The organism is Streptomyces sp. NPDC002309, from assembly GCF_053593375.1.
On the sequence record NZ_JBSFCI010000077.1, the window covers coordinates 1 to 13,634 of the forward strand.

General features: G+C 73.4%; 11 protein-coding genes and 1 pseudogene. 9 read left to right on the forward strand and 3 right to left on the reverse strand.

The window, feature by feature from the left end; genetic code table 11:
- Positions 1-45: 45 nt before the first annotated feature.
- The 6 genes and pseudogenes from sucB to ACWCPM_RS33810 form a co-directional block, all read left to right on the forward strand.
- Positions 46-1,452: pseudogene (gene sucB / locus ACWCPM_RS33785) on the forward strand (2-oxoglutarate dehydrogenase, E2 component, dihydrolipoamide succinyltransferase); the annotation flags it as partial.
- A 247-nt stretch (positions 1,453-1,699) separates the two neighbouring features.
- On the forward strand, positions 1,700-2,323 hold the full coding sequence (locus ACWCPM_RS33790; RefSeq protein WP_450980092.1) for a GntR family transcriptional regulator: 624 nt from the start codon (positions 1,700-1,702) through the stop codon (positions 2,321-2,323).
- A 30-nt stretch (positions 2,324-2,353) separates the two neighbouring features.
- Positions 2,354-3,415: an ABC transporter permease gene (locus ACWCPM_RS33795; protein ID WP_450980093.1), complete on the forward strand. Its 1,062-nt coding sequence runs from the start codon at positions 2,354-2,356 to the stop codon at positions 3,413-3,415.
- Between the two features lie 304 nt (positions 3,416-3,719).
- Positions 3,720-6,422: a pyruvate dehydrogenase (acetyl-transferring), homodimeric type gene (aceE, locus tag ACWCPM_RS33800; protein ID WP_450980094.1), complete on the forward strand. Its 2,703-nt coding sequence runs from the start codon at positions 3,720-3,722 to the stop codon at positions 6,420-6,422.
- A 77-nt stretch (positions 6,423-6,499) separates the two neighbouring features.
- A complete protein-coding gene (locus ACWCPM_RS33805; protein WP_450980095.1) occupies positions 6,500-7,474 on the forward strand; it encodes a helix-turn-helix transcriptional regulator in 975 nt (324 codons plus the stop codon).
- A 75-nt stretch (positions 7,475-7,549) separates the two neighbouring features.
- Positions 7,550-8,068, forward strand: coding sequence for a DUF4240 domain-containing protein (locus ACWCPM_RS33810; RefSeq protein ID WP_450980102.1), 519 nt, complete (start codon positions 7,550-7,552; stop codon positions 8,066-8,068).
- A gap of 29 nt (positions 8,069-8,097) precedes the next feature.
- Here the strand turns inward: ACWCPM_RS33810 and ACWCPM_RS33815 are convergent, their stop codons facing one another.
- Together ACWCPM_RS33815 and ACWCPM_RS33820 are read right to left on the reverse strand one after the other, a co-directional pair.
- Positions 8,098-8,277 carry a hypothetical protein gene (locus tag ACWCPM_RS33815; RefSeq protein WP_450980096.1) on the reverse strand — a complete coding sequence of 60 codons (180 nt, stop codon included), beginning with the start codon at positions 8,275-8,277 and terminating at the stop codon, positions 8,098-8,100.
- Positions 8,274-9,077 carry a peptidoglycan recognition protein family protein gene (locus tag ACWCPM_RS33820; protein WP_450980097.1) on the reverse strand — a complete coding sequence of 268 codons (804 nt, stop codon included), beginning with the start codon at positions 9,075-9,077 and terminating at the stop codon, positions 8,274-8,276. Before ACWCPM_RS33820 ends, ACWCPM_RS33815 begins: the two co-directional genes overlap by 4 nt.
- 243 nt (positions 9,078-9,320) lie before the next feature.
- Between ACWCPM_RS33820 and ACWCPM_RS33825 the strand changes: the two genes are divergently transcribed.
- Positions 9,321-10,502: a MarP family serine protease gene (locus tag ACWCPM_RS33825; protein ID WP_450980098.1), complete on the forward strand. Its 1,182-nt coding sequence runs from the start codon at positions 9,321-9,323 to the stop codon at positions 10,500-10,502.
- A gap of 22 nt (positions 10,503-10,524) precedes the next feature.
- Here the strand turns inward: ACWCPM_RS33825 and ACWCPM_RS33830 are convergent, their stop codons facing one another.
- Positions 10,525-11,013: an N-acetyltransferase family protein gene (locus tag ACWCPM_RS33830; RefSeq protein ID WP_450980099.1), complete on the reverse strand. Its 489-nt coding sequence runs from the start codon at positions 11,011-11,013 to the stop codon at positions 10,525-10,527.
- Between the two features lie 71 nt (positions 11,014-11,084).
- Here ACWCPM_RS33830 and ACWCPM_RS33835 point away from each other — a divergent pair, with 71 nt between their 5' ends.
- Both ACWCPM_RS33835 and ACWCPM_RS33840 read left to right on the forward strand, forming a co-directional pair.
- Positions 11,085-11,981, forward strand: a complete 897-nt coding sequence (locus ACWCPM_RS33835) for a TIGR01777 family oxidoreductase (protein WP_450980100.1) — start codon at positions 11,085-11,087, stop codon at positions 11,979-11,981.
- Positions 11,982-12,148: 167 nt separating this feature from the next.
- Positions 12,149-13,519: an NAD(P)/FAD-dependent oxidoreductase gene (locus ACWCPM_RS33840; protein WP_450980101.1), complete on the forward strand. Its 1,371-nt coding sequence runs from the start codon at positions 12,149-12,151 to the stop codon at positions 13,517-13,519.
- The last annotated feature ends 115 nt before the right edge of the window (positions 13,520-13,634 follow it).

Sequence of the window (13,634 nt, forward strand, 5' to 3'; positions counted from 1 at the left end):
GCGGCCGTCACTTCGTGAGGTGGCCGAGGAAGCTGTCCCACACGGCGGGGGAGACCCCCGGCCGGCGGCGCCGAGGGCACGGACGTGGTCCTGCCCGCGCTCGGCGAGTCCGTCACCGAGGGCACCGTCACCCGCTGGCTGAAGGCGGTCGGCGACAGCGTCGAGGCCGACGAGCCGCTGCTCGAGGTCTCCACCGACAAGGTCGACACCGAGATCCCGGCGCCCGTCTCGGGCGTGCTGCTGGAGATCACCGTCGGCGAGGACGAGACGGCCGAGGTCGGCGCCAAGCTGGCCGTCATCGGCGCCCCGGGTGCGGCTCCGGCCGCAGCCCCGGCCCCGGCGGCCGCCGCCCCGGCTCCCGCCGCCCCCGCCCCGGCCGCCCCGCCGGCTCCGGCCCCCGCGGCTCCCGCCGCTCCGGCTCCGGCTCCCGCCGTCCCGGCCCAGCCCGCCGCGCCGGCTCCCGCGCCGGCCGCCCAGGCTCCGGCTCCCGCCGCCGCCCCGGCAGCGGCGCAGGCGACCGACGAGGGTGCCTACGTCACCCCGCTGGTGCGCAAGCTCGCCGCCGAGAACGGCGTCGACCTCGCCGCTGTCAAGGGCACCGGCGTCGGCGGCCGCATCCGCAAGCAGGACGTCCTGGCCGCCGCCGAGGCGGCCAAGGCAGCCTCTGCCGCCCCGGCTCCGGCCGCGGCGGCCGCCGCCGCGCGGAAGGCCCCCGTCCTGGAGGCCTCCCCGCTGCGTGGCCAGACCGTGAAGATGCCGCGGATCCGCAAGGTCATCGGCGACAACATGGTCAAGGCGCTGCACGAGCAGGCGCAGCTGTCGTCGGTCGTCGAGGTCGACGTCACCCGTCTGATGAGGCTGCGCGCCCGGGCCAAGGACGCGTTCGCGGCCCGCGAGGGCGTCAAGCTCTCCCCGATGCCGTTCTTCGTCAGGGCCGCGGCCCAGGCGCTCAAGGCCCACGCGCCGGTCAACGCCCGGATCAACGAGGCCGAGGGGACCATCACCTACTTCGACACCGAGAACATCGGTATCGCGGTGGACTCCGAGAAGGGCCTGATGACTCCGGTCATCAAGAACGCCGGTGACCTCAACATCGCCGGTATCGCCAAGGCCACGGCCGACCTCGCGGGCAAGGTCCGCGGGAACAAGATCACGCCGGACGAGCTCGCGGGCGCGACCTTCACCATCTCCAACACCGGTTCGCGTGGCGCGCTCTTCGACACGATCATCGTGCCGCCGGGCCAGGTCGCGATCCTCGGCATCGGCGCCACGGTCAAGCGCCCGGCCGTCATCGAGACGGAGGAGGGAACGGTCATCGGCGTCCGCGACATGACCTACCTGACCCTCTCCTACGACCACCGCCTGGTCGACGGCGCCGACGCGGCCCGTTACCTGACGGCGGTCAAGGCCATCCTGGAGGCCGGCGAGTTCGAGGTCGAGCTCGGCCTGTAGGACGCACCAGCCGAAACGGTGATGCCCTCGCCCGGAGAGTTCTCCGGGCGAGGGCGTCGCCGTTTCCGGGGAACACGGGAAACACCCGGCCGGCCGCCCGGAGACGCGGTCGGCCGGGCAACGGAAGCACCCGGGTGCACCAGCGTGTGCGCCTCGTCTCACCTGCATCGAAGCGCCCCCGTGCGCCCCTCCCTCCAGCGTGGACGGCCTTATTGTCTAAACGTCAAACGCGCCTTAAGGAGCTCTCATGACCGCGCCCGTCGTCCACTCGCTGCGCGAACAGATCCGCGAGCACATCCTGGAGGGGATCATCAGCGGGCGCTGGAAGCCGGGCGAGCGGATCGTGGAGCGCCGTATCGCCACCGAGCTGGAGGTCAGTCAGACGCCGGTCCGCGAGGCGCTGCGCGAGCTGGAGTCGCTGCGCCTGATCGAGTCCGCGCCCAACAAGGGCGTACGGGTGCGGAACCTGACCGCCGCCGACCTGGAGGAGAGCTATCCGGTCCGGGCCGGTCTGGAGGCCATCGCGGCCGAGCTGGCCGCCGAGCTGCTCGCCGAGGACTGCTCCGCGCTGGAGCCGCATGTCACCGCCCTGTACGAGGCCGACCGCAACGCGGACGGTACGGGTCAGGTGCGGCACACGGTCGGCTTCCACCGCGAGCTGGTCCGCGCCGCCGGCAACTCCGTGCTGCTGCACACCTGGGAGGGCCTGGGCATCGAGGTGTTCACCGCACTGTCGATCCGCTGGCTGGGCACGGTGCAGCAGTCGTACGCCGAGGAGCACGAGGAACTGGTCGCGGCCTTCCGGCGCCGGGATCCGCGGATCGCGGAGATCGTGAAGTCCCACGTCCTGGGGTGCGCGCCGCGGGCGTGACCGCACCCGAACACATCGTAATGTCACCGTATGTCCGACGCGGCGCACGGTGTTCACGGCAAACCGCCCACGCGCGAGCAGAGGTGGGACCGCTTCCGGCAGTCGCCCTTCCTGCCCGCCTCGGTCCTGGTCCTGATCATCTCCGCGGCGGCCTGCCTCTTCGCCGGCTCGTACACGTACTCCATGGCGAACCCGACGCCGCACTCCATCCCGACGGCGGTGGTGGGGCAGTACGACGTGGTGCGGGGACGGGCCTTCATCGAGGGCATGGAGCAGGCGCTGAACGCGTCCATGATGCTGCGCGTGTACCCCACCGTGGCCGAGGCCCGCTCGGCGGTGGAGGAGCAGGAGGTCTTCGCGATCCTCGACGTGCACGAGGACGGACGGGCCGTGAGGTTCGACGTCTCCGGGGCTTCCGGGGCGTCCGTGGCGGAGGTGCTGTCCGAGGCGGCGGTCGCCGTGGGGCGGCAGACGGGCGTCGCGATCACGCTGAAGGACGTCAACCCCTTGCAGAAGGGCGATCCGCGCGGGCTGGCGATCTTCTACATCTCCCTGGCGGCGGTGATCATCGGCTTCGTCGGGTCGATCCAGCTGAGCGTGCACGCGCGGGCGCTGAATCCGCTGGAGCGGATCGCCGTCACCGTGACGTACTCGCTGATCGGCGGGTTCGGGATCGCGGCGGTCGTGGACTGGGGTCTCGGGGCGCTGGACCTGCCCTTCGTGGAGTCCTGGATGATCCTGGCGCTGACGATGCTCACGAGCGGCATGGTCTTCACCATGTTCAACACGATCATGGGGCGCTGGGCGATGCTGCCGACCTGGGGCCTGATGGTGCTGCTCGGCAACCCGTCCTCGGGCGGCGCGGTGTCCTGGGCGCTGCTGCCCTCGCCGCTGGGGGAGATCGGGCGCTGGCTGCCGCCGGGCGGGTCCGTCAACGCCCAGCACACGGCCGTGTACTTCCCCGGTCACCAGCACGCCTTCCCCTTCCTGGTGCTGGTCGCGTGGCTGCTGGTCTCCCTCGCGGTGTTCCTGCGCTGGTCGCACCGGCACCCCGGCGGACGGGTACGCAACCCGGCGCACGCCGGTCCGTGAGAGGGTGCGACAACCGAGCGCCGGGCCACTCAGACGTGCTCCCACCTGCACAGACCAAGGGGAAACCCGGCACGGCGTGCCCAGGTCCAAGGCACCGCGTGCCGACTTTCTCGTGATCAAGAGGTTTTAGGGCTCAACCCTTTGATCGATCATCGATCAGGGGGTTACAGTTCCCGACGGGCCACGCGGCGACGCCGCACGGTGTCACCACACCCTGGCCTCACGCCCTGTCCTGCCAAAGACCAAGGGCAACCCCGAACCCTTACCGATGAGGGAACCCCCTTCGACTGAGGAAGGCGGCGACATGACCGACCCCCACGCCACCCAGCCGAGCGAGCTCGACCAGCTCCCGGACCGCGACCCGCAGGAGACCGCCGAATGGCAGGCCTCTCTGGACGCCGTCGCCAAGGCGGCCGGGCCGCACCGTGCCGCGTATCTGATGCGCCGCACGCTGGAACGCGCAGAGGGCACCGGTGTCTCGCTGCCCAAGCTCCTGGAGACGGACTACGTCAACACCATCCCCACCGCCGCCGAGCCGTCCGTGCCCGGTGACGAGGAGATGGAGCGGAAGATCACCGCCTGGAACCGCTGGAACGCGGCCGCCATGGTGACCCGCGGCTCCAAGTACGGCGTGGGCGGCCACATCGCCACCTTCGCCTCCGCGGCCTGGCTCTACGAGACGGGCTTCAACCACTTCTTCCAGGGCAAGGAGGCCGACGGGTCGGGCGACCAGCTCTACATCCAGGGCCACGCCGCCCCCGGCATCTACGCCCGCGCCTTCCTCGACGGCCGGCTCGGCGAGCACCACCTCGACAACTTCCGCCGCGAGGCCGGCGGCAACGGCCTGCCCTCGTACCCGCACCCCCGCCGCCTGCCCTGGCTGTGGGAGTTCCCGACGGTGTCGATGGGCCTCGGCCCGCTCTCCGCGATCTACCAGGCGCGGTTCAACCGCTACCTGACCAACCGCGGCATCAAGGACGTCTCCGCGTCCCACGTCTGGGCCTTCCTCGGCGACGGCGAGATGGACGAGCCGGAGTCGACGGCGGCGCTCGCGCTGGCCGCGCGTGAGGAACTGGACAACCTCACCTTCGTCATCAACTGCAACCTGCAGCGCCTCGACGGACCGGTCCGCGCCAACTTCAAGATCGTGCAGGAGCTGGAGGCCCAGTTCCGGGGCGCCGGCTGGAACGTCGTGAAGAGCCTGTGGGGCACGGCCTGGGACGAGCTGCTCCAGCTCGACACCACCGGCGCGCTCGTACGCCGCCTGCGCCAGGTGCCCGACGCGCAGGTCCAGACGTACCAGACGCGCGACGCCGCCTACATCCGCCAGGACTTCTTCGGCGGCGACCCGGCTCTCGCCGAGATGGCGAAGCTGCTCAGCGACGACAAGATCCTGGACTGCTTCCACTTCTCCCGCGGCGGCCACGAGCCCCGCAAGGTCTACGCCGCGTACAAGGCCGCCGTCGAGCACAAGGGCGCGCCGACCGTGATCCTGGCCCAGACGGTCAAGGGCCACACCCTCGGTACGGGCTTCGCGTCGAAGAACGCCAACCACCAGATGAAGAAGCTCTCGGTGGACGAGTTCAAGACGATGCGCGAGCTGCTCGGCCTGCCGATCCCGGACAGCGCGTTCGACGACGGCGTGGTGCCCTACGCGCACCCCGGCGCCGACTCCCCCGAGGTCCGCTACCTCCAGGAGCGCCGCGCCGCCCTCGGAGGCCCCGCCCCGGCCCGCCGGGTGCACCCGCTCGCCCCGCTGCCCGCGCCCGCCGAGAAGGCCTTCGCCGCCTTCGACAAGGGCTCCGGTACGCAGAACCTGGCGACGACGATGGCCTTCGTCCGCCTCGTCAAGGACCTGGTCCGCGACAAGGAGACCGGCAAGCGCTGGGTGCCGATCGTCCCCGACGAGGCGCGCACCTTCGGCATGGAGTCGCTCTTCCCGTCGCTCGGCATCTACTCGCCCAAGGGCCAGACGTACGAGCCGGTCGACCGCGACCAGCTGATGTACTACAAGGAGGCCAAGAACGGCCAGATCCTCAACGAGGGGATCACCGAGGCCGGTTCGATGGCCGACTTCATCGCCGCGTCCAGCGCGTACGCGACGCACGGCGAGGCGATGATCCCGTTCTACATCTTCTACTCGATGTTCGGCTGGCAGCGCACGGCCGACCAGATGTGGCAGCTCGGCGACCAGCTCGGCCGCGGCTTCCTCGTCGGCGCCACGGCCGGCCGTACGACGCTGACCGGCGAGGGCCTGCAGCACGCCGACGGCCACTCCCCGGTGATCGCGGCCACCAACCCGGCCGCCCTCAGCTACGACCCGGCGTTCGCCTACGAGATCGCGGTCATCGTCCGTGAGGGTCTGCGCCGGATGTACGGCGAGGCCAAGCCGGGCGAGGACCAGGACGTCTTCTACTACCTGACGGTCTACAACGAGCCGATGCCGCAGCCCGCGAAGCCGCAGGGCCTCGGGATCGACGAGGGCATCGTCAAGGGCCTGTACCGCTTCAACACGGCCGAGTCGGCGGGCGTGACCGTGCCGGTGAACGCCCCGCGCATCCAGCTGCTCGGCTCCGGTACGGCGATCCACTGGGCGCTGAAGGCGCAGCGGATGCTCTCCGAGGAGTGGGGCGTGGCCGCCGACGTGTGGTCCGCGACCTCCTGGAGCGAGCTGCGCCGGGACGCGCTGGAGGCCGACGCGGCGCTGCTGCGCGGCGAGGAGCGGGTGCCCTACGTACGGCAGGCGCTCCAGGGCGCCGAGGGCCCGGTCCTCGCGGTGTCGGACTTCATGCGTCAGCTGCCCGACCAGATCGCGCAGTGGGTCGAGCAGGACTGGTCCTCGCTGGGCGCCGACGGCTTCGGCCTGTCGGACACCCGTGAGGCCGCCCGCCGCCACTTCGGCGTCGACGCGGAGTCCATCGTCGTCGCGGCCCTGGCCCAGCTCGCCCGCCGCGGCGAGGTGAAGGCCACCGCCGTGAAGGAAGCCCGCGAGAAGTACGGCCTGTAGGGCCACGCGCTCACCGAAGGGGGTACGGCGGCTGCCGTGCCCCCTTCGCTGTCGGTGGCCCCCGGCATGATGGCCGTATGCGTGCCGCCCGGCTGATCAAGATGGTGCTGTTGCTCCAGTCCCGACCCTCCATGACCGCCGCCGAGCTGTCCCGCGAGCTGGAGGTCTCCGAGCGGACCGTCGTCCGGGACGCGCAGGCGCTGTCCGAGGCGGGGGTCCCGGTCTACGCCGACCGGGGCCGGGCCGGGGGGTACCGGCTGATCGGCGGCTACCGCACCCGGCTGACCGGCCTGCACCGGGGCGAGGCCGAGGCCCTGTTCCTGTCCGGGGTGCCGGGGGCGCTGCGGGAGATGGGGCTGGAGGACGCCGCCTCGGCGGCCCGGCTGAAGGTGTCCGCCGCCCTGCTGCCGTCCCTGCGCGACGCGTCCCGTACGGCCGCGCAGCGCTTCCATCTGGACGCGCCGAACTGGTTCAAGGAGCCCCGCACGCCCGAGCTGCTGCCCGTCGTCGCGGACGCGGTGTGGGACGACCGGCCGATCACCGCGGGCTACCGCCGTGGGGACGGCGAGGTGGAGCGGGAGCTGGAGCCGTACGGCCTCGTGCTCAAGGCGGGCGTCTGGTACCTGTGCGCGCGGGCGGTCCCCCGGGGGGCGTGGCGGGTCTACCGGATCGACCGGTTCACCAGGGTCGGCACCGGTGCGGAGCGGTTCGCGCGGGACGAGGAGTTCGATCTGCCCGCCTTCTGGGAGGAGCGGGCCGAGCAGTTCGCGCGGTCCCTGCTGCGCGCCGAGGTGGAGGTGCGGCTCTCCCCCGCCGGGGCGCGCGCCCTGCCGCACGTCGTCGATCCCCTCGCGGCCCGCGAGGCGCTGCACGACGCCGCCGTCGCGGACTCCGACGGCTGGGTGACGGTGACGCTGCCGGTGGAGTCCGAGGAGGTCGCCCACACCCAGCTCACGGCGCTCGGGACGGAGGCCGAGGTGCTGGCACCGCCGGGCCTGCGGGCCCGTTTCGCCGCCGACGCGGCCCGGCTGGCCCGGCTCTACGGCCTCTGACGCGGCGCACCGCCGATAACGATCCACCGCACTCCGCGTGCGCCCCACCCGGCGAGGCACGATGCTTGACCCGTGATGGACGAGACGGAGTTCTGGGAGCTGATCGACGCCACCCGCGAGGCCGCCGAGGGCGACCCGGAGGAGCACGCCGACCTCCTGGTGGAACGGCTCCTCCAGCTCGACCCCGAGCAGGTCCTCGACTTCGCCCGTCACTTCGAGGCCCGCTACAACCGCGCGTACACCTGGGACCTGTGGGGTGGCGCCTGGGTGCTGCTCGACGGGGCCAGCGACGACGCCTTCGACTTCTTCCGGTGCTGGCTGATCGGCCAGGGCCGCGAGGTCTACGAGGGCGCCGTGCACGTCCCCGACTCGCTCGCCGACCTCCTCGACGAGTTCGACGAGGAGATCGACGGCGACGCCGAGGAACTGGGCTACGCGGCCGACGAGGCCTACGAGCAGCTCACCGGGACCGTCGCCCCCGACCTCGGCATCGCGCCCGCCCCCGCCGAACCGGAGGGCACGCCGGTGGACTTCGAGAACGAGGCGGCGCTCGCGGAGCGGTTTCCGCGTCTGTGGGACCGCTTCAAGGAATGAGGCGGGCCCACCGCCGGGCCCGCGGGGAGCTACCGACGCGGCTGGTCGGCCGCCTCGTGCAGCGGCGCCGCGTTGGCCTGGTCGAGGGCGGACGCGACGGCCGCGCGGGGGCCCAGGACGACGGTCGCGACCGCGCACAGCACGGTCCAGGGCCCACGCAGGGCCTCGCTCCAGGTGCCGGTGTCGTCGCCCGCTCCCGGCGTGTTCACGAGCGCCCCTGCAACCGCGCCGCCAGGTCCCTGATCCCGGGCAGCCGCGCCGCCAGGGCGGCGCCGGGGCAACGGGTCGTGTAGCCGTCGCCATGGCCGGCCACGGTGGGCAGCGTCGCGGAGGTGCCGGCGGTGTAGCGGCTGAGGCTGCTGCTGGAGACCAGCCGTACCTTCGCGCGCGGGTCGGTGCCCGACATGCCCAGCTTCCAGGCGGACAGCGCGGCGATGGCGTCGGTCATCACGCGGGGCACCTCGGCGCCCGCGGTGAAGGTGCCGATCGCGGCGATGCCGGTGCTGCCGTGGTTGAAGCCGACGGTGTGGGCGCCGGTGACCGGGCGGTCCACGCCGCCCGCGCGGCCCTCGTAGACGGTCCCGCAGCGGTCGACGAGGAAGTTGTAGCCGATGTCGTCGAAGTCGCGGGCGCCGGTCTGGCCGGCGTAGAGGTCGCGGATGATCCGCGGGACGTCCTCGCATCGGTACGCGTTGGGCGTGTCCGTGTGGTGCACGAACACGGCGACGACGACGGCGTCGTAGCGGGGCGGCGGCTGCCCCTCGGGGGCTTCGCCGGAGCCCGCCCAGACCGTCCGGGGGACCACGTCCGGCCGGGGCGCGGTGTGCGGGGCGGCGACGCGTGCGGCGAGCGCATGGGTGTCGCGGGCCGCCGTCACCGACCGGTCGACGCCGTGCGCGCAGAGCGCGAGGGCGCTCACCGCGGCGAGTCCGGGCAGACAGCCCACGAGCGCCACGGCGTTGCCGGGTATGTGCACGGTGCGCGGCCATGCGCCGCGTCGTCTTCTCATGCCACGTTTCAGGACACGCATGGACCCACTGTCGGGCCGGTCCGGTCCGTCCGCGATGTGTGCTGTGCCACCTGGTGGAACCATCGTCCAGGTCGGTGACGTTTTTCGGGTAGACGCACATCTGGCGGGTTCGCGGCCGGCAACCACGGTCGTGACTGATCACCGGGCCCGTCCGGCGCGTACTAGGGCGTGCTGGGGGCGCGTAGCCGCGCGCACCGACGGGGACTGGAGAAAGGCTGCTCCGTGGACCTGCTCGACATCGTGCTGGCGCTGCTGATCCTGGCCTACGCCGGCTCGGGCTACCGGCGCGGGCTGGTGGCCGGCTGTATCTCGCTCGCCGGGTTCGTGGGCGGTGCGGTGATCGGCGTGTGGATCCTGCCGTGGGTGATGGACCTGGTCCCGCCGGGCACGACGGCGACGACGGCGGCGGTGCTCACGGTGCTGGTGCCCGCCGTGGTGGGGCACGAGCTGGCGGGGCGGCCCGCGCGCCGGCTGCGCGGGGAGCTGGGGCGGGGGCCGCTGCGGGTGGCCGACGGGGTCGGCGGGGCGGTGGCCAACTCGGCGGCCGTGCTGATCGTGGCGTGGGTGGCCGCGAGCGTGCTGGCCGCGTCCTCGTCGCCGCTGCTGACCGGCGCGATCCGGGAGTCCCGGCTGCTGGGCGCGGTGCAGACCGCGATGCCGGACGCCACGCCCGCCTGGTTCTCGCGGGCGACGTCCGCGCTCACCGAGGCGGGTTTCCCGCAGGTGTTCAACCCGTTCGAGAGCGAGTCGACCGCCGAGGTGGCCAGGCCCTCCGGGGACAGCGTCACGCGGAGCGCGACCGACGCGGCCAGGCGCAGCACGGTCAAGGTCGAGGGCGTGGCGGACGGCCAGGGGCGTGAGGGCAGCGGGTTCGTGTACACGGCCGGTCAGGTGATGACCAACGCGCACGTGGTGGCCGGCATCGACGCGCCGACCGTCCGGATCGGCGGGGTCGGGCCGGCCTACGAGGCCCGGGTGGTGCTGTTCGACCCGGACAAGGACGTGGCGGTGCTCCATGTGCCGCAACTCCCCGCTCCCGCCCTGGAGTTCGACGACGACGCCGACCGCGGGGACGCGGCGGTGGTGGCCGGCTATCCGCAGGACGGCGGTCTCGACCTGCAGGCCGCGACGGTCGCCAACCGGGTGCGGGCGACGGGGCAGAACATCTACAACGACGAGAACGTCACCCGGGAGATCTACTCGATCCGCTCCACGGTGCGCCCGGGCAACTCGGGCGGCCCGCTGCTGACCACCGACGGCAAGGTGTTCGGCGTGGTCTTCGCCCGCTCCACGTCCGACGCCGAGACAGGCTACGTGCTGACGGCCGCGGAGGTCGCCGAGGACGCGGCGCGGGCGGCCGACGCGACGGTGCCCGTGGACACGGGCGAGCTGGTGACGTCGTGACGCCCGCGCCCCGCTGGGCGCCTCAGAGGGCGCGGCCCATCAGCACGTCGTCGACGTACGTCCCGTCGAGGAGGAACTCCTGCGCAAGCACGCCCTCCACCACGAAGCCCTCCGACTCGTAGAGCCCCCGGGCCGGGGTGTTGTGCCCGAGGACCCGCAGGGTGATCCGGCGGGCTCCCTGCCGGCGCGCCTCGTCCTGCGCGGCCCGCAGCAGCGCCCGGCCCACCCCGGCGCCCCGCGCCTCGTCGGCGACGACCAGGCCCTGTATCTGGCGGACGTGGGCGTTGCTCTCCTGCGGGGTGGACAGACCCAGCCTGATCCAGCCGACGACCGCGCCGGAGAGTTCGGCGACGAGATGGTCACGCGGACCGAAGCGGCCGGTGAAGAACGGCTCGTACGGGGGCCTCGGGCGCGGCTGGACGGAGTGCAGCACGGACCAGCAGCGACGGTCCAGCCACGCGAGCGTCTCCTCGTCGGCGTACCTGGCGTGGCGTATGCGCGGAACCGGCATGACGCCACTGTACGGCGGCCGTACGAGCGCCGATGGGGCCGTCGGGCCCGGCCGGCGGGCAGGATGGGCGCATGGAGCGAATCGCGGTGGCCGGCGCGTCCGGTCTCATCGGCGGCGCCCTCGCGCGGTCCCTGACCGCCGAGGGGCACGAAGTGGTGCGTCTGGTGCGGCGGGAACCGCGGGCGGCGGACGAGATCCGCTGGGACCCGGAGGGCGGTCACGTCGACGCCGCCGGGCTCGCGGGGTGCGACGCGGTCGTGAACCTGGCGGGCGCCGGTGTGGGCGACCGCCGCTGGACCGAGGCGTACAAGGCGCGGATCCGTGACAGCCGCGTGCTCGGCACGGCGACGCTGGCCAGGGCGGTCGCGGGGCTGCCGGCGGAGCGGCGGCCGCGGGTCCTCGTGAGCGGCAGCGCGGTCGGCTACTACGGGGACACCGGGGCGCGGGCCGTCGACGAGGACGCGCCGTCGGGGAGCGGTTTCCTGCCGGAGCTGTGCGTGGAGTGGGAGTCGGCCGCGGCGCCCGCGCGCGAGGCGGGCGTGCGGACCGTGTTCACCCGGACCGGGCTGGTGGTCTCCCGCGAGGGCGGCGCGTGGGGGCGGCTGTTCCCGCTGTTCCTGGCCGGGCTCGGCGGGCGGATCGGCGACGGGCGGCAGTACTGGTCGTTCATCTCGCTGCACGACGAGGTCGCCGCGATCCGGCATCTGCTGGACCGTGACGACCTGTCCGGGCCGTTCAACCTGACGGCCCCGCGGCCGCTGACGAACCGTGAGATCACCGCGGCGATGGGGCGGGTGCTGCGCCGGCCGACGCTGTTCGCGGTGCCGGCGCCGGTGCTGCGGGCCGCGCTCGGCGAGATGGCCGGGGACGTGCTGGGCAGTCAGCGGGTGGTGCCGAAGCGGCTGCTGGAGTCGGGGTTCGCCTTCGCGTTCCCGGGGATCGAGGAGGCGATTCGGGCGGCCGGGTGAGGTGTGCCGACGGCCTGAACGTATGCGACCGCTGTGCGACCGTGCCCTGTTCATGCGCGACTGCCCTTGACCGGAGGCAGACCTAACCTCGACACGAACTCGGGTATCTCCGAAGCCGGTTGAGGGCATGACCTCTCCACCGGCCGTGCAACGTCGAGGAGGGGCACGTGCTTGAGCCCGCGTATCAGGCGGACGTCGTCGTCGTGGGAGCCGGGATCGCCGGTCTCGCCGCGGCGCATCGGCTGACCGGTGCAGGAATCGCGACCACCGTGCTGGAGGCCGCCCCTTGTGTGGGCGGGCGGATGGCGACGGAGAAGGTCGACGGCTTCCGGCTCGACCGCATCGGGCAGCTCTTGTTCACGTCGTATCCCGAACTGCGGCTGACTCCGGGACTCGACGCGCTCGCACTGCGCGCGTTCACCCCCGGCGTCCTGCTGCACAGCGACGGGCGCCGGCAGCACGCGGGCGCCCCGGCGGGCGGCGGGAGCGCAAGGGGCGCACTCCATGCGGTGCGCGCCCTTGCGAGCGCCCCCAGGGTGACATCCCGGCCGGCCGTCGGGCTGACGGGCGCCCCCCGGGCGGGTGCGCCGCTGGGCGGTGCGGTGGACCAGGCGCGGCTCGGGGCCGCACTCGGCCGGATCGCCACGATGCCGGTCGAACAGCTGCTGTCCCGGCCGGAGTTGCCCGCCGCGCAGGCCCTCGCGACGCGCGGGCTGCCCGCCCGGACCGTCGACGGCTTCCTGCGCCCGCTGCTCTCGGCGCTGCTGTGCGACCCGGAGCTGACCACGTCCAGCCGGTGCGCCGACCTCGCGCTGCGGGCCTTCGCGGCCGGACGGATGTGCCTGCCGGAAGGGGGCGCGGAGGTGCTGCCGGAGCTGCTCGCGAGCGGGCTGCCACCGGGGTCGGTGCGCACCGGCGTACGGGTCACCAGCGTGTCCACGACATCGGTGACCACGGCCGAGCACGGGGAGTTCCGGTGCCGGGCGGTGCTGGTGGCGACCGACGCGCGGACGGCGGCCGAGTTGCTGCCGGGGCTGCGGGTGCCGGACTTCCGTCCGGTGACCGTGGTGCACCACACGACCGACGAGCCGCCCCGGACCGGCGCGTCGCTGCTGCTGGACGCCGACCGGGGCGGGCCGGTGGCGCACACGGCGGTGGTCAGCGCGGTGGACCCGGCGCGGGCCCCCGCGGGGCGGGCGCTGGTGTCGTCGACGGTGCTGGGGGCCGCGCCGGGCGACGTGGACACGGCGGTGCGGATGCATCTGGCCCGGCTCTACGGCACGTCCACGGCGCGCTGGGAGACGCTGGCCGTGCAGCACACCGCAGAGGCCGTGCCGGTGATGCGCCCGCCGCACGATCTGCGACGGCCGGTGCGGCTGCTGGCGGGGCTGTACGTGTGCGGCGACCACCGGGACACCAGCACGGTCCAGGGCGCCCTGCACTCGGGCCGCCGCGCGTCCACGGCGATCCTGGCGGACCTGGGCGCGTCGGGCTCCCTACACACGGCGGACCCGAGCCCCACGGTCCGCGCGGCCTGAACGGCACGAGCCGCCCCCGAGGCGCACCCGGGCACCCACGCCGACGAGCACGCACCGACGCGGGCCCTCGCCGGGCAAGGGGCGCGGCCCTGGGCCGGCCGCGGCCGGCCCCGGG